18 protein-coding genes and 2 tRNA genes are annotated in these 23,914 nt (G+C 58.6%); 11 read left to right on the top strand and 9 right to left on the bottom strand.

What is annotated here, in order from left to right:
• Positions 1 to 22 precede the first annotated feature (22 nt).
• Together AACY07_RS11000 and AACY07_RS10995 are read left to right on the top strand one after the other, a co-directional pair.
• Complete coding sequence (locus AACY07_RS11000) at positions 23 to 1,312, top strand: adenylosuccinate synthase (protein ID WP_019826237.1); 1,290 nt, start codon at positions 23 to 25, stop codon at positions 1,310 to 1,312.
• Positions 1,313 to 1,446: 134 nt separating this feature from the next.
• Positions 1,447 to 3,381 carry a methyl-accepting chemotaxis protein gene (locus AACY07_RS10995; protein WP_339474801.1) on the top strand — a complete coding sequence of 645 codons (1,935 nt, stop codon included), beginning with the start codon at positions 1,447 to 1,449 and terminating at the stop codon, positions 3,379 to 3,381.
• Between the two features lie 176 nt (positions 3,382 to 3,557).
• Here AACY07_RS10995 and AACY07_RS10990 read toward each other — a convergent pair whose 3' ends face one another.
• From AACY07_RS10990 to AACY07_RS10955, 8 genes are all read right to left on the bottom strand, one after another.
• Complete coding sequence (locus AACY07_RS10990) at positions 3,558 to 5,111, bottom strand: ABC transporter permease (RefSeq protein WP_219262130.1); 1,554 nt, start codon at positions 5,109 to 5,111, stop codon at positions 3,558 to 3,560.
• Complete coding sequence (locus AACY07_RS10985; protein ID WP_133076636.1) at positions 5,111 to 6,133, bottom strand: iron ABC transporter substrate-binding protein; 1,023 nt, start codon at positions 6,131 to 6,133, stop codon at positions 5,111 to 5,113. Before AACY07_RS10985 ends, AACY07_RS10990 begins: the two co-directional genes overlap by 1 nt.
• 234 nt (positions 6,134 to 6,367) lie before the next feature.
• Entirely contained in the window at positions 6,368 to 7,465 is a 1,098-nt protein-coding gene (locus tag AACY07_RS10980; protein WP_339474800.1) for a cytochrome-c peroxidase, read from the bottom strand.
• Positions 7,462 to 10,191: a TonB-dependent receptor plug domain-containing protein gene (locus tag AACY07_RS10975; protein WP_339474799.1), complete on the bottom strand. Its 2,730-nt coding sequence runs from the start codon at positions 10,189 to 10,191 to the stop codon at positions 7,462 to 7,464. The genes AACY07_RS10980 and AACY07_RS10975 overlap by 4 nt, the downstream gene beginning before the upstream one ends.
• A 208-nt stretch (positions 10,192 to 10,399) precedes the next feature.
• Positions 10,400 to 11,362 (bottom strand): FecR family protein, encoded by a 963-nt coding sequence (locus AACY07_RS10970; protein WP_339474797.1) that lies wholly within the window; start codon positions 11,360 to 11,362, stop codon positions 10,400 to 10,402.
• Positions 11,355 to 11,861 (bottom strand): sigma-70 family RNA polymerase sigma factor, encoded by a 507-nt coding sequence (locus AACY07_RS10965; RefSeq protein ID WP_133076633.1) that lies wholly within the window; start codon positions 11,859 to 11,861, stop codon positions 11,355 to 11,357. Before AACY07_RS10965 ends, AACY07_RS10970 begins: the two co-directional genes overlap by 8 nt.
• 191 nt (positions 11,862 to 12,052) lie before the next feature.
• Positions 12,053 to 12,139, bottom strand: a tRNA-Leu gene (locus AACY07_RS10960).
• A gap of 175 nt (positions 12,140 to 12,314) precedes the next feature.
• Positions 12,315 to 12,401: transfer RNA gene (locus AACY07_RS10955), tRNA-Leu, on the bottom strand.
• Positions 12,402 to 12,625: 224 nt separating this feature from the next.
• Between AACY07_RS10955 and rnr the strand changes: the two genes are divergently transcribed.
• The 8 genes from rnr (at position 12,626) to AACY07_RS10915 (ending at position 22,491) form a co-directional block, all read left to right on the top strand.
• Positions 12,626 to 15,289, top strand: coding sequence for a ribonuclease R (gene rnr / locus AACY07_RS10950; RefSeq protein WP_133076632.1), 2,664 nt, complete (start codon positions 12,626 to 12,628; stop codon positions 15,287 to 15,289).
• Positions 15,286 to 16,053, top strand: a complete 768-nt coding sequence (rlmB, locus tag AACY07_RS10945) for a 23S rRNA (guanosine(2251)-2'-O)-methyltransferase RlmB (protein ID WP_133076631.1) — start codon at positions 15,286 to 15,288, stop codon at positions 16,051 to 16,053. Before rnr ends, rlmB begins: the two co-directional genes overlap by 4 nt.
• 306 nt (positions 16,054 to 16,359) lie before the next feature.
• Positions 16,360 to 16,785, top strand: a complete 426-nt coding sequence (rpsF, locus tag AACY07_RS10940) for a 30S ribosomal protein S6 (protein WP_003439045.1) — start codon at positions 16,360 to 16,362, stop codon at positions 16,783 to 16,785.
• Positions 16,786 to 16,813: 28 nt separating this feature from the next.
• Positions 16,814 to 17,044, top strand: coding sequence for a 30S ribosomal protein S18 (gene rpsR, locus AACY07_RS10935; protein WP_003171373.1), 231 nt, complete (start codon positions 16,814 to 16,816; stop codon positions 17,042 to 17,044).
• A 36-nt stretch (positions 17,045 to 17,080) separates the two neighbouring features.
• Positions 17,081 to 17,977 carry a hypothetical protein gene (locus AACY07_RS10930; RefSeq protein WP_133076630.1) on the top strand — a complete coding sequence of 299 codons (897 nt, stop codon included), beginning with the start codon at positions 17,081 to 17,083 and terminating at the stop codon, positions 17,975 to 17,977.
• Between the two features lie 19 nt (positions 17,978 to 17,996).
• A complete protein-coding gene (gene rplI, locus AACY07_RS10925; RefSeq protein ID WP_003439047.1) occupies positions 17,997 to 18,443 on the top strand; it encodes a 50S ribosomal protein L9 in 447 nt (148 codons plus the stop codon).
• Between the two features lie 120 nt (positions 18,444 to 18,563).
• Positions 18,564 to 19,958, top strand: coding sequence for a replicative DNA helicase (gene dnaB, locus AACY07_RS10920; RefSeq protein ID WP_095035110.1), 1,395 nt, complete (start codon positions 18,564 to 18,566; stop codon positions 19,956 to 19,958).
• Between the two features lie 226 nt (positions 19,959 to 20,184).
• Complete coding sequence (locus tag AACY07_RS10915) at positions 20,185 to 22,491, top strand: YgiQ family radical SAM protein (RefSeq protein ID WP_133076628.1); 2,307 nt, start codon at positions 20,185 to 20,187, stop codon at positions 22,489 to 22,491.
• Between the two features lie 329 nt (positions 22,492 to 22,820).
• On the opposite strand, the gene AACY07_RS10910 is transcribed toward AACY07_RS10915, so the two are convergent.
• Entirely contained in the window at positions 22,821 to 23,021 is a 201-nt protein-coding gene (locus AACY07_RS10910) for a hypothetical protein (protein WP_133076627.1), read from the bottom strand.
• Positions 23,022 to 23,427: 406 nt separating this feature from the next.
• Between AACY07_RS10910 and azu the strand changes: the two genes are divergently transcribed.
• Positions 23,428 to 23,874: an azurin gene (gene azu, locus AACY07_RS10905; RefSeq protein ID WP_016783322.1), complete on the top strand. Its 447-nt coding sequence runs from the start codon at positions 23,428 to 23,430 to the stop codon at positions 23,872 to 23,874.
• Positions 23,875 to 23,914 lie beyond the last annotated feature (40 nt).

Here is a 23,914-nt window from a genome sequence, read left to right as displayed (position 1 = left end):
TGCGCGAATGAGGACAAGTGTTATGGGTAAGAATGTCGTAGTCCTGGGCACCCAATGGGGTGATGAGGGCAAAGGCAAGATCGTTGATCTGCTGACCGAACATGCTGCCGCTGTAGTGCGTTACCAAGGTGGCCACAACGCTGGCCACACGCTGGTAATCGACGGCGAAAAAACCGTATTGCACCTGATTCCGTCGGGCGTGTTGCGCGAAGGCGTGCAATGCCTGATCGGCAACGGTGTCGTGGTTGCTCCCGATGCCCTGCTGCGTGAAATCATCAAGCTGGAAGAGAAAGGCGTACCGGTGCGCGAGCGCCTGCGTATCAGCCCGTCCTGCCCGCTGATCCTGTCCTTCCACGTTGCGCTGGACCAGGCGCGTGAAAAGGCCCGTGGCGAGCTGAAGATCGGTACTACCGGTCGCGGCATTGGCCCGGCTTACGAAGACAAGGTTGCTCGTCGTGGCCTGCGTGTTGGCGATCTGCTGAACATGCCGCGCTTTGAAGCCAAGCTGCGTGAACTGGTGGACTACCACAACTTCATGCTGGTGGGTTTCTACAAAGAGCCAGCCATCGATTTCGACAAGACCCTGGCCGAGTGCAAGGAATACGCCGAACTGCTCAAGCCGCTGATGCTGGACGTGACTGCCGAGCTGCATGACCTGCGTCGTGCTGGCAAAGACATCATGTTCGAAGGCGCCCAGGGTTCGCTGCTGGACATCGACCACGGTACCTATCCGTACGTGACCAGCTCCAACACCACTGCTGGCGGCGTTGCCACCGGTTCGGGCGTTGGCCCGATGTTCCTGGACTACATCCTGGGCATCACCAAGGCTTACACCACTCGTGTAGGTTCGGGTCCGTTCCCGACTGAGCTGTTCGACGACGTCGGCGCTCACCTGGCCAAGCAAGGTCACGAGTTCGGCGCTACCACCGGCCGTGCTCGTCGTTGTGGCTGGTTCGACGCCGTCATCCTGCGTCGCGCTATCGATGTGAACAGCATTTCGGGCATCTGCCTGACCAAGCTGGACGTACTCGACGGTCTGGAAACCATCAACATCTGCGTAGGCTACACAGACGCAAATGGTGTTGAAATTGCTCCGACCGATGCTGACAGCTACGTAGGCCTTCAGCCTGTGTACGAAGAAGTGCCGGGCTGGACTGAATCGACCGTGGGTGCCAAAACCCTGGAAGAGCTGCCAGAGAACGCACGTGCTTACATCAAGCGCGTTGAGGCACTGATCGGCGCACCGATCGACATTATCTCGACTGGCCCGGACCGCAACGAAACCATCGTTTTGCGTCACCCGTTCGCTTAAGTCGCTGTAGATGTAAAACAAAAGGCCCTTCGGGGCCTTTTGTTGTTTCTGCCTGTTGTGCGGCACGACCCTTGCTGTGATAACCGTCAATAAGCGTGCTATCAAAATAATGGCACCTAAGTGGAGGGTTTTCTGTGTCTGCCGTTCTCTCACTGTTACAAAGCCGTCTGCTTCGGCCTGTATTCGTTACCCTGGGTATCGCTCTTTTGGTGCAAGTGCTGGTGGCTGTCGCACTGACGCGCAGCACGGTGACGGCCCTGGAGTCCGATCTGGACACCCGTCTGGGGGCTGACAGTCAAAAGCTGACGGCCGAACTGGAGCAGGCCGGCCGTGAAGTCAAAAGCAGCCTTGAAGCGCTGTCTGCCAGTACCCGTCAGCGTCTCACCGCGGGCCTGGAGCCGCGCTTGAAAGACGAGCAAATGCAACTCAAGCAAGCGCTGGAGAAGAACCTGCAGGATTCGGCCAACGACATGGCGCAATTGCTGGCCGCCGTGGCGCCCCGTGCCATCTGGGACAATGACGTGCCCACGCTGTCCGATTTCGCCCGTCGCGCTCAGCGCAATCCCAATGTGTTGTTCGTGGTGTATGACGACGCCACAGGTCAACATCTGACTCGATACCTCAATCGCGATATCCCGATCAACCAGGCCCTCCTGGCCAAGGGCAAGGGGGAGCGGGCGCTGGATAAAGTTCTCGATGCGGCCCGTCACGATCCGTCGGTGTATTACCTCGAAGCGTCCATCAACCCGAATGGGGTCGAAATCGGCAAAGTACTGATGGGGGTTTCCACTGCCTCGGTTGAACAGGATCTGGCCGCACTCGATAAACGTTTTGCGACCCTGATCGTCAACAGCGAGCAGTTGGTCGGTGAGAGCCTGCAAGGCGCTGCCAGCGACAGTTCGGCGGCACTGGGGGCACGGCTGGAGTCGGCGCAGGCTGCTGCGGCACAGATGCAGGCCAACACTGCGCAAACCGTGCGCGAGGCGGCTGACACTTTGCGCTGGCGCATTGGCATGGGGCTGGCGGTTGTGGGCCTTGGGGTGTTGCTGTTGCTGGCCGTGGTGCTGGGGCGGCGTGTGGTCAACAAGTTGCTGTTGCTGATTGCGGCCCTGGATGATCTGGCCGCAGGCGAAGGTGATTTGACCAAGCGTGTGGGCCTGAACAGCAAGGATGAAATCGGCGATATGGCGGCGGCGGTCAATCGCTTTGTCGACAAGCTGCAGCCCATCGTGCGTGAGGCGGGGGATGTGGCGCAGCGCACCGGCATCGAGATCGGCGTGATGACCCTGCGCAACGCGGGCGCGGATGCTGCCGCGAAACTACAGCGTGATGAAGTCGCGCAAAGCCTGCACGCGCTGTCGACCATGGCGGATGCGGCGCAGTCCGAAAGCCAGGCAATGCAGGCCGCGCTCAAGCAGGTGGTCGATATCCGTCAGGCCACGGATGAAAACACTCGCACCTCGGCCAAGGTGGGCGGCCTGATCGAGGCGCTGGCAGGGCAGGTAGGCGAGGGCGCCAAGGTCATTGAGCGCCTGGCCCAACAAAGCGAGCAGATCGAAGTCGTCCTGACGGTGATTCACGGCATTGCCGAGCAAACCAACTTGTTGGCACTTAACGCGGCCATCGAGGCGGCGCGGGCGGGTGAGACCGGGCGCGGTTTTGCGGTGGTGGCAGATGAGGTGCGGGCGCTGGCCAGCAAAACCCAAAGCTCCACAGGGGATATACAGGCCCATATCGTGGCATTGCAGCAGGGCGCGAAAGAGGCTGTTGCGGCGATTGGTCTGGCAGGGCGTCAGGCCAATGAGGGGTTGGCTGTGCTGCGTGGCAGCGTTCAGTTGCAGCAAACCGTACAGACCTCGGTCGAACAGGTGCACACGGCCATTGGCGAGGCCACCAAGGCGGCAGAGCATCAGGCACAAGGTGCGTATGCGGTGCGCGGGCGGGTTGAGGTGATCCACGCCCAGGCCGAGCGTGCGGCCGAGGCCGTGACCCAGACCACGGCCAGCGGCAAGGTGCTGGACGGGTTGGCGGCGCAGCTCAAGGCGAGCCTGGGGCAGTTCAGGGCGTAAAGAAGCAACATGATCCCGTAGCAGCTGCCGAGGGACGACGGCTGCGTTCGGCGGCGCAGCCGTCGTAAAGTCAGAGTGCTCGGTGTAACTGTTAAACCGTGTGCTCAGGTTTTACGATCGCTTCGCAATCGGACGTAGCCTCGCAGGCTCGGCAACTGCTACGAGCCTCTTGGCGTTTAGCGGCTCAAATACATTCTCGTAGTGAGCAAGTACACCGGTAGCCCCGACACTAGAATCAACAACGCCGCATAAGGCGCCGCCGCTGCAAATTCTATATTCGAGGTGTGGGACCAAACCTGCGTCGCCAAGGTGTTAAGCCCGGTGGGGCTCAGCAGCAAGGTGGCGGTCAGTTCCTTCATGGCATCCAGAAACACCAGGGCAAACGCTGCCCCCAGGGCCGGGAAGATGATCGGCAGCGTTACCCGGCAAAATGCCGAAAACGATGTGGCACCCAACGTGCGGGCCGCTTCTTCCAGTTGCGGTGCTGCCTTGTTCAGGGCTGTGCGGATCGGTGCCTGCGCCAACGGCAAAAACAGCAGGGCATAGGCAATCAGCAGCAACGCTGAAGTCTGGTACAGCGCCGGCACGAAGTGCAGGGCGAAGTACACCAGCGCCAGAGCAATGACCAGCCCCGGCAGGGCGTGCAGCAGGTACGGCAAACGTTCCGCCCAGATCGCCAGCGGGCCTTTGTAGCGCACCACCAGTAATCCAACCGGCACGGCCAGGACCAGGCACAGCGCCGCGCCGCCCAAAGCCAGTGACAGCGACGAGAGCAATGCCTCGCCAATCTCGGCCATCGGAAAAGCGGCCGAGCTGCCCTTGACCAGCCAGTACACCAGCATGCCCAGCGGGATGCCGCTGCCAACCACTGCCAGCGCCAGGCAATACAGTTGCCCCGGCACCGACCACTTGCCCAGGCGTACTTGTTCGGCGTGGCGTGCCGCACCCTGGCCGATGCGAATATGGCGACCCTTGCCGCGCACTTTCAACTCCAGCCATAGCAGGCTCAGGCACATCACCAGCAGCACCGCAGACAGCATCGCCGCATTGGCGTTGCTGAACTCCAGCTCGAACTGCTGATAAATCGCCGTCGTGAAAGTTTGCAGCCCAATGATCGACAGTGCGCCGAACTCCACCAGCATATGCAGGGCAATCAACAATGAACCGGCCAGCAGCGAGGGCCAGAGCAGTGGCAGGGTGATGTTGAAAAACACCCCCCAGCGGTTCTGTCCCAAGGTACGGGCCGACTCTTCCAGGGCCGGGTCAAGGTTGCGCAGGGTGGCCGCGACCGGCAGGAAAATCAGCGGGTACTTGGACAGGCTCATCACCAGGATCGCTCCGCCCAGGCCTTCAAAGCTGGCGCTCAGGGAGACCCAGGTAAAGCTGCTGACGAACGCCGGCACCGCAAACGGCAGGCACAGGATCACACCCCACAAGCGCCGTCCTGGCAGGTTGCTGCGTTCAAGCAGCCAGGCCAGGGACAGGCCGATCAGCGCGCACGTCACGGTGACGCCGACCATCAACATCAGGGTGTTGCGCATCAGGCCAAAAACGTAGGGTCGCCACAACAGGTGCAGTGCTTCAGACCATCCGGCTTGCCAGGCCTTGGTGCCGACATACAGCAGCGGCAACAGGCTCAGGCCCACCAGTAGCAGGACGGGCAACAACAGCCAGATCGAAGGCTTTTTGCGGGTGGGCGTAAAGCGTGCAGGTTGGGCGCCAGACAGCATCAGAGCAGGCCTACATCACGTTCGAGGTCCAGCGCTTCTTCCGCGTTGCCCAGGTCGGCCGGGGTCACTTTTGGCGGTTGCAGCTCTTCAAATGGCTTAAGGCCGCGCTCGGACACCATGCCTTTGCGCATCGGGTATTCAGCGGTGGTGTTGGTGATGACGCGCTGGCCTTCTTCACTGGCCATGTAAGCCAGCAATTGCTGGGCTTCCTTGGGGTGTTTGCTGGCCTTCAGCACGCCAGCGCTGGACACGGTCACCAAACCGCCCGCATCGCCATCGGTGAAGTAATAAAGCTTGGAGTCCAGTTGGCCCTTCTCGCGCTGCAAGGCAAACCAGTAGTAGTTGTTGACCAGAACCGCGGCCACTTCACCATTCTCTACTGCTTTGAGCGCCACCATGTTGTTGGTGTAGGTCTTGCCGAAAGCGCGCAGGCCGGTCAGCCATTCTTCGGCGGCTTCGCGTCCGTGCAGTTTGATGATTGCAACGGCCTGTTCCTGGAAAGCGCCGCTGGTGGGGACAAAGCCGATCTTGCCTTGCCATTGCGGATCGGCGAAATCCAGTACCGACTTGGGCAACTGGTCTTCACTGATCTTCTTCGGGTTGAACGCGACGACGCGGGTACGCGCAGTGACGCCGATCCAGGTGCCGTTGGCCGCTACATATTCCTTGGGCAGTGCTTGCAGCGTGCTGTCATCGGCCTTGGCCAGAAAGCCTTGCTCACCCAGGTTGTTCAGCGGCGGCGATTCTTCTGCGTAGAACACGTCCGCAGGCGAGCGGTCGCCTTCTTCCATGATCTGGCTGGCCAGCTGGTTGCTGCTGCCCTTGCGCACGTTGACGTGGATACCGGTCTTGGCCTCGAAGGCCTTGGCGAGGTTGTCGCCGACTTCCTTGTGCTGGCCGTTGTACAGCGTCAGCGACACAGGTTCGCCAGCGTGGGCGGGAGAGGTCAGTGCAAGACCAAGAATGGAGAGAGTCAGACCGCGCAGTAGGGATGTCGCAAGCCGGGTATTTCGGAGCATCATTCGCTGGGTTCCTCGCTTGGGTACTACAAAACTTGTAACAATAATAAACGATATCGTTTCTCAAGTGCGCTTGACCCAGCGTCCAATTGTGCCAGCGCGACGAAATGTGATGCTGGCGACCCGTTCTGCTTTTGTGGGAGCGGGCTTGCTCGCGATGGGTTCGCTGCCAGTTTTACGGGTAGGTCGCGTCGTCTGCATCGCGAACAAACCTGCTCCCACAAAGCAGGGTGCTGTCTACAGCGTGTCCAGAAAGCTGCGCAAGGCTCGCAGTTCGTCCTTATCCATGTTCAGCGCCTTGAGCCGGTCGCTTGTGCGCGGAAACAGCGGGTCATCGACCTGTTGCGCGTTTGGGCGCGGGCGGGGCATGCCCATGTTGTAGAACGCCAGGGTGCCTTCCATGTTCACGAACAGACCGTTGTGCATCCACGGCCCGGTTTTCATCAGCAGTCGCAACGACGGGGTGCGGAATGCGCCCACGTCCTCAGGTTTGCGCGTCACCTCGTAGCGCCCCAAGTCTTCGTATTTACGCCCGTAGTAGCTCAGGCCGACGTTATGAAACTGCTCGTCGCTCAGGGCCGGACCAAAATGACAGTTCATGCAGCGCGCCTTGGTGCGAAACAGGTGCAGGCCGTAGAGCTGCTCGTCGCTCATGCGTTGCGGGCGCCCGCGTAGCAGTTGTTCGAAGGGGGTATTGCGCGTAGCGCTCACCAGTGTGCGCTGAAAGGTGGCCAGGGCCTGGGCGGTTTGCTGCGTGGTGATCGGCCCGGGTCCGAAGACCTGTGCAAACTGCTCGCGGTAGGCGGTGTCGGTATTGAGTCGTTGCAGCAGTTGCGGGATGTCGAATGCCATTTCCACCGGATCGACGATGGGGTGCATGGCCTGTTGTTCGAGGTTGCCGCCTCGCCCGTCCCAGAACAGCGCCGTGCTGTAGCCGCTCATTACCAGGCTGGGAGCATTGCGCCGACCGCTCTGGCGGTCATGACCGAACGACACGCGGCGGCCATCGGCAAAGGCCATATCGGCCTCATGGCACGACGCGCAGGCAATCTGTCCGGAGCGCGACAACGTGGGGTCGTTGAACAGTTTTTTGCCCAGTGCGGCCTTGGGTTCGCTGAAGGGGTTTTCGGGAGGTGCGGGAGCGTGTGCAGGCAAGGCGGCCATTTCCTGCCAGTCCACATCGGTATCCACCTGGGGCGCGGGCCATTGGGCGACGGGCTGCCGGTACTGTTGGGCGATGCACGCCTTGTAGTTGGCGGCCTGTTCATCGCAGGCGCTTGCATTCAGGGCCAGGCTGCCCAGGGTCAGGCCGACGAAAAGGGCTGCAGTTTTCAAAACGTGTACCCCACTTCGAGCATGAATTGACGGCCGACTTCATAGGTGGCCAGGCCGCTGGTCTCGGTGGCGCCGACGATTTTCTTGTCCAGCAGGTTGGTCACGTCGAGGTTGACGAACACCGTCTGTTCCTTGGCGGTGGGCATCTCCCAGGCCAGGCGGGTGTCCCAGGTCAGCGCTCCGGAAAAGGGTGTCTGTGCCCAGACATAAGCGTCCTTTCCCTCGTGCTGGACTTTCTTGCCCGTAGCGGCGATGCGGCGATAGCCGTCCCGATAACGCAAGAAATTGCTCCAGGTGAGATGCAGTGGCTCGATTTCAGTGAGGGTGGTCAGGCGCGCAGTCCACGGACGGTTGTAGTTGGCCGCTGGCATGTCGGAGTACTTCATGAACTTGCCGTCGTACTGGATGGTCGGGTCTTCGACGTAGGTGGCACCAATATTGGCGGTGTAGCTGGACAGTCCGGTGTTGTGGATTTTGCTCCAGTCCATGGCGAACTGCCCTGAAGTGCGGGTGCTGCCCAGGGTAAAGGCTTGTAGCGGGGTGATGGTCAGGGTGTAGATGTCGGCGTCGCTTTTACCGCCGTTGTAGTAGGTGTAGTAGTTGGCTGCCAGGGTGGCCGTGTCATCGGAGGGCTCGCCGATTTGCGAGCCCCAGGCGCGGCTGACTTGCTCCCGGCCCATGCGTTTTACGTATTTGACGGCGAACTCGGTGTTCCATTGCACATGGCTCAGGCCCAGGGTCAGTTCGTCATCGTAAGGTACTTTGAGCTGGTTGAATTTGCTGTCGTTGGCCACTCGCTTGGTCAGTACCCAGTCGGAGGTCTGGCTGGCACGGGTGTATTCGGTGCCCATGGCGGCGACGCCGTCACGCAGGCGGTAGGTGTACAGGTTGCGTCCGTAGTAGCGGTTGGCGCCGCCGGTGATGCGGGTCAAGCTGTCGCCGAAGACGTCCAGTTCAATCGCCAGGCGCGGTGCCACGGTGGTCTGGTTCATGTAGTCATCGCCGTCGATCCGCACGCCGGGCCTTACGGTCAGGCGTTTGTAGCGCATCTCGTCTTGCAGGTACAACGCCCAGGTGCGGGTGTCGAGGCTGGTTTTGCCCTGGCTCAGTGTTTTCTTTTTAGCGTACTGGCCGTCCCATCCATCGGTGAGGGTGGTGCCCATCGAACAGTAGGGGTCATTGCCCACGCAAGCGCTTGTGGCGGCGACGGTGTAGCTGTTGTATGGCGTGTTGCGCTCATAACTGGCGGTGTTTTGCGACAGTTCCATGCCAGTTTGCAAGGCGTGGTTCACACCCAGCCAACTGAAGCTGTTCCAGTCGGCCTTGAGCTTGTAAGCCAGGCTTCTCTGGGTTTCTTCAATATCACCAAAACCGCCCTCGGTAGCCGCTCCTGAGGTGCTCCAGTTTTTGGTCGTGGAGGTGCGCCAAAACACCATGTAGTCGCTGTCGGAGTAGCGGGAGGTGTTCAGTTTGCTCCAGCTCAGGTTTTGTTCTACTCGGGCCAGCGCAGCATTCCACACCAGCCGTGCGCTGAGGCTATCGCCGCCAGCCTCCATTTCACGAGCGGAGAAGATTGCGCTGGGGCCAAATGTCTTGGCGGTTTCCGGGGCGTGGGTCAGGCTCACGTCCAGCTTCCAGTCCTCGTTGACCTGCCAGACAGCCTTGAGAAAGTAATTGTCGATACGTCGGGTCTGTACTTCAGCCGCATTGGCGGTATCGGTCTGGTTGGACACGGCAAACACGCGGGTGGGCATGGTCGAGTCCTTGCGCGAAAAACTGCCCAGCAAGCCGAAGTTGTCGCTCAAGTGCCCTTCGAGGGTGGCGCGGGTGATGATTTTTTTAAAGTCGGGTTGGCTGTTGTTGCCAAAGCCGGCCTCGAAATTGTCGAGGTCCGGGTCATCTTCATTCAGGTGATAGCGGGTCCATTCGGAGCGTGACATCTGTACCGAGAGCTTGCCGTGAAAGTCGGCCTTGGGGTCGCGGGTATTGGCCTGGACCACGCCGCCGTTAAAGCCGCCAAATTCCACGGGTACGTTGCTGTCGTAGACCTTGATGTCCTGGAGCAGATCGGTATCCAGTGCCAGCCCCTGACTGCGGCCCGGCATTTCATCGAAGTCATCGTTGGTGCCACCGGGATCCAGGTCGTTGTTCATGCTCATGCCGTCAACGATAAACAGGTTTTGCCAGGGCCTAGCGCCGTTGATGCTGATATCGGCAGGGGCAATTTCCCCCGGGGTCTTACTGCTCAGTTGGTTGTTATCGAACTGTACGTTGGGGTTGGTGCGCAGCAGGCTGGTGATATCGCCATTGCCTGAAGGCAAGCTTTCGATCATATGCCGGTCAATGACCTGCTCGCCTTGGAACACCGAGTCTATGGCCGTGATTGGCGTGCTTTTGATCTGCAGCACATCGTTTTCAGCAGGCGGCAGGATGGAGGCGCTGTCGGCGGAGGTGAGCTCCCATTGCAGGCCGCTGCCGCGTAGCAGGCGGGCCAGGGCTTTCTCGGGGCTCATGCTGCCATCGACGGATGAACCGCTCAGGCCGGTGAGCAATGCACTTTCCGCGCTGACCTGCCAGCCCGACTGCTGGGAAAACGCAATCAGGGCGCTGGCCAATGGCTGGGCCGGGATCTGGAAGTGCAACGGCAACTGCTGTTGTTTTGTTTGCGCGTTGGACACAGGACTGGCGCCAATGGCCAGCGCAGGCAACCCAAGCAGCAGGGCCATGGACAGCGATCGGCAGCGCAGGAGGCTGACGCATTGCAAACGCAAAGAGGGCATGAAGTGACCTACGAAATGAAACGCCATAGTCACTAATGCGAATCTTTATCAGTGACGTTCGTAGGTAAAGACTCTTGGTACCGCAGGATTTCCAGAAATAAATGAAAATAGTTTTAAAAGACTGCCGGAGTGAGGTGCAGCTGTTCTGAGATGACTAAGGCTTGGTCGAGACGATCAGGGTATACGGCACGCTGTCTTGCAGGCGCCCACCCAATGGGGCGATTGCGGCCTGCAATGCGCTTTTTGGATTGCGCAAGTTCAGGGCGGCGGTGATGCGGCGTTGGCCCAGTGCCTTGTCGGTCAGCACAATCAGGCCGGGCTGATAGCGGCGCAACTGCATGATCACGTCATCGATCGATTGATCAACAGCCACCAGCTGCCAGCGCCGCCACGGGGCGATTTGCTCCGGGGGCAATTGCGCGATGCGGGTGTGCTGATCGCTTGCAGTGAAGTGCAGTTGATCGCCCTGGCCCAGCAGGTGTGTGGACGAGGTCGAGGATTGCGGTGTTTGCACGACAACCGTGCCGCTCTCGACGCTGACATCGACGCCGTTGTCGCCCAGATTGACCGCAAACGCAGTGCCGGTCACGCGAACCCGCACGTCGCCGGCGTTTACGTAGAAGGCGCGGTTGGCATCGTGTGTCACCGAGAAAAAAGCCTGTCCGCGCACCAGCGTGATCTCTCGCTGCTCAGGGTTGAACTGCGCGTCAGCGAGGGTATTGCTGTCCAGAAGCATCTGGCTGCCATCACTCAGCGCGATGGTGCGGTGTTCAGCGATTGGGCTGCGGTAGTCGGCCTGCATCGCTTGCCAGTCGGGGCCCCACATCAGCAGGGCGCTCGCGGCCACGGCAGCGCCGACCAGTGCGCGCTTGCGTCGGCTCAGGGGTGTGGGAGGGCGTAGAGTCACCGGCGCGGGCGCTACGGCAATCGGCGAACTCAAGGCTTCACCGCTCAAGCGCCAGACTTTCAGGGCCTTGCGATACGCCGCGTCATGTTCGGGGGCGCTGGCTCGCCAAAGACTCAAGCGTTCGGCCAGTTCGTGGTCGTGGGGGTTCTCCTGGATCAGCAGCAGCCAGTCCAGTGCGGTTTCCCAGATCGGGTTCGGATTGTCAGTCATCACTCAGTTGTTCCGCGCAGTAGGTCAGGGCGTCGCGGACCAATTGGTGGGCCAGGCTCACGGAGATTCCAAGTTGTGTGCCGATTTGTTGAAACGTCAGGCCGTTCAGTCGATGCAGTACAAAGGCCTGTCGCGTACGCTCTGGCAGGCGCGACAGAGCATGTTGCAATTTGCGCAGTTCGTCCAGATGCAGGGCTTGCTGCTCGGGGGACGGGGTGCTGGAAATATGTTCGTCCAGTGATTCACTGCGTGTGGTGTGGCGGTTTTCCAAGGTTGCCCGGCGATTGAGGTCGAAGGCCAGGTTGCGCACGATGCGATAAAGGTAGCCGACCGGCTGCGTCAGCGGGATCAGGTTGTCCGCACCTTGGCTGAAACGAAGCCAGGCTTCTTGAACCACGTCTTCTGCCTTGGCCCGACAGCCCACGATAGGTGCGGCGTAATCGACCAGGGCAAGGCGATGCGTGAGGTAAAGCTGGAGCCTGTCGTTGTTGTCGGGCACGAGAATCCGGGTGGGCGCGCTAGCGATCTGAAGGTGGCCGGATATTAATGCGGATGAGATGGATTATCAAATGCGACTTTGGGATCGCTGATAAAGAAATCTTGGGGGAGGGTAAGCAATTGCGGAAACTAAAAAGCCCGCTTTCGCGGGCTTTTAGAGTGGTTATACAGCGTGAATCTGTAAACCTGAATTGGTGCCCAGAAGAAGACTCGAACTTCCACGACCTTGCGGTCACCAGCACCTGAAGCTGGCGTGTCTACCAATTTCACCATCTGGGCAGTATCAGCAACGTTGCCGCTGTTGATGTGGCGCACTATACGGAGAGCTTTTGAATCTGTAAACCCCTGTTTTAATTTTATTAAATCAGGGGCTTATGAATATCTGAAATGCAAAAACCCGCTTTCGCGGGTTTTTGTGTGAGGGCCAGAGTTGTACTACTCTGACTCTCTGAATTGGTGCCCAGAAGAAGACTCGAACTTCCACGACCTTGCGATCACCAGCACCTGAAGCTGGCGTGTCTACCAATTTCACCATCTGGGCAACATCTTCAACGTTGCCGTTGTCGATGGCGCGCACTATACGGATGACCCTTTGACCTGTAAAGCGTTGTGATTAAAAATATTGAAAATTTTTCGCGAACGGTTGGCTGGTAGCGTCAAAGCGCGTCATTAAGGACTATTAAGGCCCAGTGTGGCCCTGAAATTTCCCGTTTCAATACGCGTATGCCAAACTAACCCGCATATAGACAAGGTGAAAACTATCTAATGGCCGATTGGCAGACCCTCGATCCCGAGGCCGCACGTGAAGCGGAAAAATACGAAAACCCTATCCCTAGCCGCGAACTGATCCTTCAGCATCTGGCCGAGCGTGGCTCGCCTGCTGCTCGCGAACAGTTGGTGGAAGAGTTCGGTCTGACTACAGAAGACCAAATCGAGGCCTTGCGCCGTCGCCTGCGAGCGATGGAACGTGATGCCCAACTGATTTACACGCGCCGTGGCACTTATGCGCCGGTGGACAAGCTCGACCTGATTCTCGGCCGCATCAGTGGTCACCGCGATGGCTTCGGCTTCCTGATCCCGGATGATGGCAGTGACGATCTGTTCATGAGCCCGTCGCAAATGCGTCTGGTGTTCGATGGCGACCGTGCGCTGGCCCGTGTTTCGGGGCTGGACCGCCGTGGTCGTCGTGAAGGCGTGATCGTGGAAGTGGTCTCGCGTGCTCACGAAACCATCGTGGGTCGCTACTTCGAAGAAGGCGGCATTGGCTTCGTAGTGGCCGATAACCCGAAGATCCAGCAGGAAGTGCTGGTTACGCCGGGTCGCAACGCTGGCGCAAAAATTGGCCAGTTCGTCGAAGTGAAGATCACTCACTGGCCGACGCCGCGCTTCCAGCCGCAAGGTGATGTGCTTGAGGTCGTAGGAAACTACATGGCCCCAGGCATGGAAATCGATATTGCCCTGCGCACGTACGACATTCCCCACGTCTGGCCGGAAGCTGTCCTTAAGGAAGCGGCCCGGTTGAAGCCGGAAGTCGAAGAAAAAGACAAAGAGAAGCGCATCGATCTGCGTCATCTGCCGTTTGTCACCATTGACGGCGAAGATGCCCGCGACTTCGATGATGCGGTTTTCTGTGAAGCCAAGCCTGGCAAGCTGCGCCTGTTCTCCGGTGGCTGGAAGTTGTACGTGGCGATTGCCGACGTTTCCAGCTATGTGAAAATCGGTTCCGCTCTGGATGCCGAAGCGCAGGTTCGCGGTAACTCGGTGTACTTCCCTGAGCGCGTGATCCCGATGCTGCCTGAGCAGCTGTCCAATGGTCTGTGCTCCCTGAACCCGAAAGTCGACCGTTTGGCCATGGTTTGCGAGATGACCATCTCCAAAACCGGCGAAATGACTGATTATCAGTTCTATGAAGCGGTGATTCACTCCCAGGCACGTCTGACCTACAACAAGGTCAGCACCATCCTGGAACAGCCAAAAACCACTGAGGCCAAGCAACTGCGCAGCGAATACGCTGATGTCGTGCCGCACCTCAAGCAGCTTTACTCGCTGTACAAAGTGCTGCTGGCCGCTCGTCATACCCGTGGCGCGATTGATTTTGAAACGCAGGAAACCCGGATCATCTTCGGTACCGAGCGCAAAATCGCTGAAATTCGCCCAACCACCCGTAACGACGCGCACAAGCTGATTGAAGAGTGCATGCTGGCAGCCAACGTGGCCACCGCTGAATTCCTCAAGAAGCACGAAATTCCTGCGTTGTATCGCGTTCACGATGGTCCGCCACCGGAGCGTCTGGAAAAACTGCGCGCCTTTCTGGGTGAGCTGGGCCTGAGCCTGCACAAAGGCAAGGATGGTCCGTCGCCGAAGGACTACCAGGCGCTGCTTGAAACCATCAAGGATCGCCCGGATTTCCACCTGATCCAGACCGTGATGCTGCGTTCGTTGAGTCAGGCGGTGTACAGCGCTGATAACCAGGGCCACTTCGGCCTGAACTATGAAGCCTATACCCACTTCACTTCGCCGATTCGTCGCTACCCGGATCTGTTGACGCACCGTGCAATTCGCAGCGTGATCCATTCCAAAATGGACACCCCGCACGTTCGCCGTGCTGGCGCGATGACCATTCCGAAAGCGCGTATCTATCCGTACGACGAAGCGATTCTGGAGCAGCTCGGCGAGCAGTGCTCGATGAGCGAGCGCCGTGCTGACGAAGCTACGCGTGACGTGACCAACTGGCTCAAATGCGAGTTCATGAAGGATCGCGTCGGCGAGTCGTTCCCGGGTGTGGTGACGGCGGTGACCGGTTTTGGTCTGTTTGTGGAACTGACCGATATCTATGTCGAAGGTCTGGTTCATGTAACCGCCTTGCCGGGTGACTACTATCACTTCGACCCTGTGCATCACCGCCTGGCGGGCGAACGCACCGGTCGTAGTTTCCGCTTGGGCGACACCGTTGAAGTGCGGGTGATGCGCGTCGATCTCGACGAACGCAAGATCGACTTCGAAATGGCGGAAAAAACCCTCAGTGCACCGATTGGTCGTAAAAATCGCACCACTGATGCGCCCAAGGCCAAAAATGCCGGCAAGTCGGGCACCAAGGCCACTGAAAAGCCAGTCGAGCCAGCACCTGCAGCACGACGCAGCGCGCCAGCCAAGGCCGTGAAAAAGACGACCGACGACGCCTATCGCCCTGGTGATGCCGCCGCAAAAAACGCCGAGCTGCGCAAGAGTCGCGAATTGAAACAGGCGCTGTTGGCCGAAGCTAAAAGCGGCGGTCGGACATCGGAGCCGGGAAAGTCGGGTAGGGCAGCACCTGCTAAAGATGCAGGCAAGCCTTCAAAACCGAGTAAACATCGTAAAGGCCCGCCAAAATCGGGCGCCGCTCCTGCTGCCAAAAGCGGTGGGTCGCGCAAACCTAAGGCCAAGTCATGAGTCAGTTGGAAAAAATCTACGGCATCCACGCCGTAGAAGCGTTGCTTCGTCATCATCCCAAGCGCGTAAAGCAAGTGTGGTTGGCCGAGGGTCGTAGCGATCCGCGCGTTCAGACCCTGATCGCGCTGGCTGATGAAAGCCGGGTGCCGGTAGGTAATGCCGAACGTCGCGAGATGGACGTTTGGGTTGAGGGCGTACACCAGGGTGTTGTGGCTGATGTGAGCCCGAGCCAGGTGTGGGGCGAGGCCATGCTCAACGAATTGCTGGATCGCACCGAAGGTGCTCCGCTGATTCTGGTGCTGGACGGTGTGACCGATCCGCACAACCTGGGTGCTTGCCTGCGTACGGCTGATGCCGCCGGCGCCTTGGCGGTTATCGTGCCTAAGGACAAGTCTGCAACGTTGACCCCTACTGTGCGAAAAGTAGCCTGTGGTGCAGCGGAAGTGATTCCGTTGGTTGCAGTTACCAACCTTGCGGCCACGTTGAAGAAGCTTCAGCAGCGCGGTCTGTGGATCGTCGGTACTGCCGGCGAAGCCGAGCAGGAGCTGTACGAGCAAGACCTGACAGGGCCTACCATCCTGATCATGGGTGCCGAAGGCAAAGGCATGCGTCGTCTGACGCGTGAGCATTGCGATTACCTGGTACGCCTGCCGATGGCGGGCAGTGTCAGCAGCCTGAACGTTTCGGTAGCGACAGGCGTTTGCCTGTTCGAAGCCTTGCGTCAGCGCAGCGTCAAAGCCAAGTCCCCTGCGAAAAAGAAGTAACCGCAGACGGATTTAACGGTGGGAGCGGGCTTGCTCGCGATGCGTATCACGCGGTGTGTCTGGATGACCGCGTCGATGCCATCGCGACCCAGTCCGCTCCCATCGTTGTTTGAGGTGTTTGCAATGCAATATTGTTCAAATAATCACCAATTGCCTTGCGCCCCTGTTGTCCCTTCTCTACAATTGCGCCCCTTGCCGTCATGGCGGGCGCATATGTGCCTCTCTAGGCAAGACACACAAGTGTCATTCACTCCTTGTCTGACCGCTTTTTAGTTAGCGGCAGGCTACAACCCGTAAGGAGCATTCATGCGTCATTACGAAATCATCTTTTTGGTCCACCCGGATCAAAGCGAACAAGTCGGCGGCATGGTAGAGCGTTACACCAAGCTGATCGAAGAAGACGGCGGCAAAATCCACCGTCTGGAAGATTGGGGCCGTCGTCAACTGGCCTACGCAATCAACAATGTTCACAAGGCTCACTACGTGATGCTGAACGTTGAGTGCACTGGCAAAGCCCTGGCTGAGCTGGAAGACAACTTCCGTTACAACGATGCTGTGATCCGTAACCTGGTCATCCGTCGCGACGAAGCCGTAACTGGCCAGTCCGAGATGCTCAAGGCTGAAGAAAACCGCAGTGAGCGCCGTGAGCGTCGTGACCGTCCTGAGCATTCTGACAGCGCCGATGGCGATGACAGCGATAACAGCGACGCCAGCGATAACGCTGACGAGTAATCCACGGACCTTTTGAGGAGCCAATTACATGGCACGTTTCTTCCGTCGTCGTAAATTCTGCCGCTTCACAGCAGAAGAAGTGAAAGAGATCGATTACAAGGATCTCAACACTCTGAAAGCTTACGTATCCGAGACCGGCAAAATTGTTCCAAGCCGCATCACCGGTACTAAAGCTCGTTATCAGCGTCAGCTGGCCACCGCTATCAAGCGCGCCCGCTTCCTGGCCCTGCTGGCCTACACCGACAGCCACGGCCGCTGAGACCGGGCAGTCGACAAGTAGTAAAGGATTGAAAGCATGCGCGCCTTAGCTGAGTTCATCATGCGAGGCCGTGTGCAGGCCACGTTAATCGTGGCCGGATGTGCGGCATTGCCGTTCTTGTTCTGGTTGAGTGCTGCTGCAGGTAGCCTTGTGCTCCTGCGGCGCGGTCCGAGAGATGCCTTGAGCATCCTCTCATGGGCTTTACTGCCGGCCTTGGTCTGGTGGTTTCTCGGAGAGCCTCGCACCCTTATGGTGCTGCTTGGAACTCTGGGGTTGGCGTTGATGTTGCGCGCCGAACAGTCCTGGAACCGCGTGCTGCTGGTCAGCGTAGCGTTGGGTGTGGTGTATGGCGTGATCCTGGGTACGGTTTTCCGCGAACCCATTGGTGCGATGGCGCAGGAGTTGGAAAAACTTCTGCCGCAGGTCCTCAATGGTCTCTACGACAAGTTATCTGACGTAGAGCGAGCGCGCCTTGGAGCACTGATTGCACCCGTCCTCACCGGATTGATTGCAGCTTTGATGCAGGTCGTCAGCGTGCTTAGCCTGATGCTTGGGCGTTATTGGCAGGCGTTGTTGTACAACCCGGGCGGTTTTGCCAGCGAATTTCGCAGCATCCGCCTACCGCTGGGACCAGCGCTCGTATTGCTGGCGTGCATGCTTGTAGGACCGAACTTCGGTCCTGAAATGGCCATGCTTACGCCGTTGTGCAGCGTAGCGCTGTTCTTCGCCGGGCTAGCCCTGATTCATGGGCTGGTGGCGCAAAAGCGACTGGCCAGGTTCTGGCTGGTGGGGTTGTACGTCACGCTGTTGCTGTTTATGCAGCTGATCTATCCGTTGCTCGTGGTTTTGGCCATTGTCGACAGCCTGATTGATTTTCGCGGACGTCTGGCACCGAAAAGTGCCGATAAAGACTCTGCGGACGGTGAAGGTTAAAAGTTAAGAGGATTTTCACATGCAACTGATCCTTCTGGAAAAAGTCGCGAACCTGGGCAACCTGGGCGACAAAGTAAATGTTAAGGCCGGTTACGGTCGTAACTATCTGCTGCCGTACGGCAAAGCTACCGCTGCAACCGCTGCCAACCTGGCTGCGTTTGAAGAGCGTCGTGCTGAGCTGGAACAAGCTGCTGCAGACAAGAAAGCTTCGGCTGAAACACGCGCTGCCCAACTGGCTGAGCTGGAAGTGACTATCACTGCCACTGCTGGCGACGAAGGCAAGCTGTTCGGTTCGATCGGCACTCACGACATCGCTGATGCACTGACCGCCTCCGGCGTTGAAGTTGCTAAAAGCGAAGTTCGTCTGCCGAACGGCACTATCCGCAACGTTGGCGAATTCGACGTGGCTGTGCACCTGCACGCCGAAGTTGAAGCAACCGTACGCGTTGTTGTGGTAGCTGCTTAAGCAGTCTTAACTGACTGGCACCTTGTGTGCCGGACGGTTAACATCGGGCACGATCCTGTTTACAGGTCGTGCCCTTTGTCTTTCTGCAGTTTCTGATTTTCATACTTATTCCAAGTGGCCATGAACGATATCTCCGCTCCTGAGCAATACGATCTACAAACCGCAGCCCTGAAGGTGCCTCCGCATTCCATCGAGGCCGAACAGGCTGTGCTCGGTGGTTTGATGCTGGATAACAACGCCTGGGAACGCGTGCTGGATCAGGTCTCGGACGGTGATTTCTATCGGCATGACCACCGCCTGATCTTCCGTGCCATCGCCAAGCTGGCGGACCAGAACTCCCCGATCGACGTCGTGACCCTTGCCGAGCAATTGGACAAGGAAGGTCAGACCTCGCAAGTCGGCGGTCTTGGTTATCTCGGAGAGCTGGCAAAAAACACGCCGTCGGTCGCCAACATCAAGGCCTATGCGCAGATCGTTCGCGAGCGCGCCACCTTGCGCCAGTTGATCGGCATCAGCACCGAGATCGCCGACAGTGCCTTCAACCCCGAAGGCCGTAATGCTGCCGAAATTCTCGACGAGGCCGAGCGCCAGATCTTTGCGATTGCCGAGGCCCGGCCAAAAACCGGCGGCCCGGTCAGCGTCAACGATCTGTTGACCAAAGCCATCGACCGTATCGACACGCTGTTCAATACCGACAACGCCATCACCGGCCTGTCCACCGGCTACACCGACCTGGACGGCATGACCAGCGGCCTGCAGCCTGCCGACTTGATCATCGTCGCGGGTCGTCCATCGATGGGTAAAACCACCTTTGCGATGAACCTCGTTGAAAACGCAGTGCTACGCAGCGAAAAAGCGGTACTGGTTTACTCCCTCGAGATGCCAGGCGAATCGCTGATCATGCGTATGCTGTCGTCCCTTGGGCGTATCGACCAGACCAAGGTCCGGGCCGGTCGCCTCGAAGACGACGATTGGCCGCGCCTGACTTCGGCGGTCAATCTGCTCAATGACCGCAAGCTGTTTATCGACGACACGGCGGGCATCAGCCCATCGGAAATGCGCGCCCGTACCCGACGACTGGTACGTGAGCACGGCGATATCGGCCTGATCATGATCGACTACCTGCAATTGATGCAAATCCCGGGTTCGGGCGGTGACAACCGTACCAACGAGATTTCCGAGATCTCGCGATCCCTCAAGGCGCTGGCCAAGGAATTCAACTGCCCGGTAGTGGCGTTGTCGCAGCTCAACCGTTCCCTTGAGCAACGGCCCAACAAGCGCCCGATCAACTCCGACTTGCGTGAATCCGGAGCCATCGAGCAGGATGCCGACGTCATCATGTTCGTGTACCGGGACGAGGTGTACCACCCCGAAACCGAGCACAAGGGCATTGCCGAGATCATCATCGGCAAGCAGCGTAACGGCCCTATCGGGACGACGCGCCTGGCGTTTATCGGTAAGTACACGCGCTTCGAAAACCTGGCGCCGGGCAGTTACAACTTCGACGACGATTAAGCGCCCGGCGCTTCTCTGTGGGGGCGGGCTTGCCCGCGATTCAAGCGGCTCGGTATCTCTGTCCAGCCGCAGCGATTCCATCGCGAGCAACCCCGCTCCCACAGGTGAGTGATCAATTCCGACCATCGCCGTCGGAATTGATCACTTTTTGTGCTATATTCCGCGCCCGCGAATTTCTTAGTAAATGCCGCGCCCCCATTTTCTGTACTCAACACCGGTCATCGACATGCAAGCAGCCAAGCCTCTATTTGACTATCCGAAGTACTGGGCCGAATGTTTCGGCCCAGCACCATTCCTGCCAATGAGCAGGGAGGAGATGGATCAGCTTGGCTGGGATTCATGCGACATCATCATCGTGACCGGTGATGCCTATGTCGATCATCCCTCGTTCGGCATGGCCATCATTGGTCGCCTGCTGGAGTCCCAGGGCTTTCGCGTGGGCATCATTGCCCAGCCGAACTGGCAGTCCAAAGACGATTTCATGAAGCTGGGCGAGCCCAACCTGTTCTTCGGCGTCGCGGCCGGCAACATGGACTCGATGATCAACCGTTACACCGCTGACAAAAAGATCCGTTCCGATGACGCCTACACCCCTGGTGGCATGGCTGGCAAACGTCCGGATCGCGCCAGCCTGGTGTACAGCCAGCGTTGTAAAGAAGCCTACAAGAATGTGCCGATCGTCCTCGGCGGCATCGAGGCTTCCCTGCGCCGTATCGCGCACTACGACTACTGGCAGGACCGTGTCCGCAACTCGATCCTGATCGACGCCTGCGCCGACATCCTGCTGTACGGCAACGCCGAGCGCGCCATTGTTGAAGTGGCCCAGCGTCTGTCCTATGGCCACAAGATTGAAGACATTACCGATGTGCGCGGCACCGCGTTCATTCGCCGCGATACGCCTAAAGACTGGTATGAAGTCGATTCAACGCGTATCGATCGTCCGGGCAAGGTCGACAAGATCATCAACCCGTACGTCAATACCCAGGACACCCAGGCCTGCGCGATCGAGCAGGAAAAAGGTCCGGTTGAAGACCCGAACGAAGCCAAGGTCGTACAGATCCTGGCCAGCCCGCGCATGACCCGCGACAAGACGGTCATCCGCTTGCCATCGGTCGAGAAAGTGCGTGGCGATGCGGTGCTTTATGCTCACGCCAACCGCGTCTTGCACCTTGAAACCAACCCGGGTAACGCCCGTGCGCTGGTACAAAAGCACGGCGAAGTGGACGTGTGGTTCAACCCGCCACCGATCCCGATGACTACCGAAGAAATGGACTACGTGTTTGGCATGCCTTACGCACGTATTCCGCACCCTGCGTACGGCAAGGAAAAAATCCCTGCCTACGACATGATTCGTTTCTCGGTCAACATCATGCGTGGCTGCTTCGGCGGCTGTACCTTCTGCTCGATTACCGAGCACGAAGGCCGGATCATCCAGAACCGCTCCGAAGAGTCGATCATTCGTGAGATCGAAGAGATCCGCGACAAGGTGCCTGGCTTTACCGGTGTTATTTCCGACCTCGGCGGCCCGACGGCGAACATGTACCGCATCGCCTGCAAAACGCCGGAAATCGAATCCGCGTGCCGCAAGCCGTCTTGCGTGTTCCCGGGCATCTGCCCGAACCTGAACACTGACCACTCGTCGCTGATCCAGCTGTATCGCAGTGCCCGTGCCTTGCCGGGCGTGAAGAAGATCCTGATCGCATCGGGCCTGCGCTACGACCTGGCGGTCGAATCGCCGGAATACGTCAAAGAACTGGTCACCCACCACGTGGGTGGTTATCTGAAGATCGCCCCGGAACACACCGAGGAAGGTCCGCTCAACCAGATGATGAAGCCGGGCATTGGCAGCTATGACAAGTTCAAGCGCATGTTCGAGAAGTACACCAAGGAAGCCGGTAAAGAGCAGTACCTGATTCCGTACTTCATTGCTGCCCACCCGGGCACCAAAGACGAAGACATGATGAACCTGGCCATCTGGCTCAAGACCAACGGTTTCCGTGCCGACCAGGTCCAGGCGTTCTACCCGTCGCCGATGGCCACTGCCACCGCGATGTATCACTCGGGCAAGAACCCGTTGCGCAAGGTCACGTACAAGAGCGACTCGGTGACCATCGTCAAGAGCGAAGAGCAGCGCCGTCTGCACAAGGCGTTCTTGCGTTACCACGACCCGAAAGGCTGGCCGATGTTGCGTGAAGCGTTGACCCGTATGGGGCGCGCCGACCTGATCGGTTCGGGCAAGGATCAACTGATCCCGTTGCACCAGCCTGCGACTGACAGCTACCAGAGTGCGCGCCGCAAAAACTCGACGCCCGCTGGCAGCCACAAGGTTGCCGGGGAAAAGACCACCAAGATCCTGACCCAGCATACCGGCCTGCCGCCGCGTGCCAGCGATGGCGGCAACCCGTGGGACAAGCGTGAACAGGCCAAGGCCGCCGCATTCGCCCGTAACAAACAGGCTGCCAAAGAGCGTCACGAAGCAGCCAAGGGCGGAAAAAGCCAAAAGCCGACCCGCAAGCCCGTAGTGCCGCGCTAAGTATCTGACGGCATTAACGTAACCCCTTGTGGGAGCGGGCTTGCTCGCGATTGCACCACCTCTCTCTGACAGACAGACCGAGTTGGCTGCATCGCGAGCAAGCCCGCTCCCACAAAGTGCCAACGCCAGCCTTCGGGCTGGCGTTGTGCTTTCTGCGCGCTGAGAAGCCTGCCACGGGTTTGTAGGCTGTTCGCTGTCGCAGAGTAAGGGGATGAGGTTTGAAGCGTCTGAGAGGGCAGCAGGCTAACTGCGAGGATCAACAGCCGGGCTGCTGATCCTGATCACAGATCCTGTGGGCCGGGTTGTGGATAACCGGGCCTAGGTAGGGCTCAAGCGGTTGGAGCTTTATCTTCTGTAGCGCCGGTATCTTCTGCGGCGCCTTCATTTTCGGTGTCGACGTCCTGGTCCAGCTCGGTGTCTACGATGCCGCCTTCAGCCGCCGCTTTCTTGCGTGCAGCCTTTTCCTCTTTCTTCTGCTCTTTAGCCAAGTCTCTTTGACGCTTAGCGAAGTTATAGTTTGGTTTGGCCATGGGCGATCCTCTTGGGGTCGAAGGTGAGGTTAAGCGGCGCGTATTCTGCCCTGTATTAGTGCTTAGCCGTTAGCTGGGTTTTTGCAAGGTTGTACTTTGCGCTAAAAATACGACTCTACACCCACCCAAAAGCCTGTTGTGGATTAAATCTCGGAGCAGAGGCGGTCATGGCCGCAAGCGCCACAGGCGTACGTGGCGAGCAAGCTGGTTATCAATGCAGGAAGTCCCATTACTTATTCCCCAATATTCAAAATGATGACCTAAGGTTATAGGCCTGAAGTCCATTTTGGGATGGATTCTCTCGATCGCGGCGATAGACCATGACGCAGATCATATGAATCGAGACAATTTTCAGGCAATCTGTATACAGATTTTAGTTTTTCATACCCTGCCTTGGAGATAGACCATGTTTGCCAAAGTTGTTGCGGTATCCCTTTTGACGCTGGCCAGCGGCCATTTGCTGGCGGCTGAGTGCGCTGTGACTGTCGATTCGACTGACCAAATGTCTTACAACACGAAAGAGATCGTCATCGACAAGTCCTGCAAGACGTTCACCGTTAACCTGACGCACTCCGGCAACTTGCCGAAAAACGTCATGGGCCATAACTGGGTCTTGAGCAAAAAGGCAGACATGCAGGCAGTTTCCACCGACGGTATTGCTGCCGGTCTGGATAAAAACTACCTCAAGGACGGTGACGAGCGCGTAATCGCCCACACCAAAGTGATCGGCGCCGGCGAGAAAGACTCTGTGACCTTCGACGTGGCCAAGCTCAAGGCAGGCGAAGAATATGAATTCTTCTGCACCTTCCCGGGCCACAACTCGATGATGAAAGGCGCTGTGGTTCTTAAATAAGACTCCGCGAGCCCACTAACAGCCCTGACGTGCCATGCGC

The sequence above is a fragment of the Pseudomonas sp. RL_5y_Pfl2_69 genome (genome assembly GCF_963970465.1).
GTDB lineage: Bacteria > Pseudomonadota > Gammaproteobacteria > Pseudomonadales > Pseudomonadaceae > Aquipseudomonas.
The sequence above is the reverse complement of the archived record's forward strand: the minus strand, read 5'-3'. Positions and strand labels throughout refer to the sequence as shown.

What these genes read in the sequence shown, in the direction of transcription:
- AACY07_RS11000 (WP_019826237.1), top strand. Translation starts at nt 23, where the DNA reads ATGGGTAAGAATGTCGTAGTCCTGGGCACCCAATGGGGTGATGAGGGC.
- AACY07_RS10990 (WP_219262130.1), bottom strand. Translation starts at nt 5,111, where the DNA reads ATGCTGTCTGGCGCCCAACCTGCACGCTTTACGCCCACCCGCAAAAAG.
- AACY07_RS10985 (WP_133076636.1), bottom strand. Translation starts at nt 6,133, where the DNA reads ATGATGCTCCGAAATACCCGGCTTGCGACATCCCTACTGCGCGGTCTG.
- AACY07_RS10975 (WP_339474799.1), bottom strand. Translation starts at nt 10,191, where the DNA reads ATGGCCCTGCTGCTTGGGTTGCCTGCGCTGGCCATTGGCGCCAGTCCT.
- AACY07_RS10970 (WP_339474797.1), bottom strand. Translation starts at nt 11,362, where the DNA reads ATGACTGACAATCCGAACCCGATCTGGGAAACCGCACTGGACTGGCTG.
- rnr (WP_133076632.1), top strand. Translation starts at nt 12,626, where the DNA reads ATGGCCGATTGGCAGACCCTCGATCCCGAGGCCGCACGTGAAGCGGAA.
- rlmB (WP_133076631.1), top strand. Translation starts at nt 15,286, where the DNA reads ATGAGTCAGTTGGAAAAAATCTACGGCATCCACGCCGTAGAAGCGTTG.
- rpsF (WP_003439045.1), top strand. Translation starts at nt 16,360, where the DNA reads ATGCGTCATTACGAAATCATCTTTTTGGTCCACCCGGATCAAAGCGAA.
- rpsR (WP_003171373.1), top strand. Translation starts at nt 16,814, where the DNA reads ATGGCACGTTTCTTCCGTCGTCGTAAATTCTGCCGCTTCACAGCAGAA.
- AACY07_RS10930 (WP_133076630.1), top strand. Translation starts at nt 17,081, where the DNA reads ATGCGCGCCTTAGCTGAGTTCATCATGCGAGGCCGTGTGCAGGCCACG.
- rplI (WP_003439047.1), top strand. Translation starts at nt 17,997, where the DNA reads ATGCAACTGATCCTTCTGGAAAAAGTCGCGAACCTGGGCAACCTGGGC.
- dnaB (WP_095035110.1), top strand. Translation starts at nt 18,564, where the DNA reads ATGAACGATATCTCCGCTCCTGAGCAATACGATCTACAAACCGCAGCC.
- AACY07_RS10915 (WP_133076628.1), top strand. Translation starts at nt 20,185, where the DNA reads ATGCAAGCAGCCAAGCCTCTATTTGACTATCCGAAGTACTGGGCCGAA.
- AACY07_RS10910 (WP_133076627.1), bottom strand. Translation starts at nt 23,021, where the DNA reads ATGGCCAAACCAAACTATAACTTCGCTAAGCGTCAAAGAGACTTGGCT.
- azu (WP_016783322.1), top strand. Translation starts at nt 23,428, where the DNA reads ATGTTTGCCAAAGTTGTTGCGGTATCCCTTTTGACGCTGGCCAGCGGC.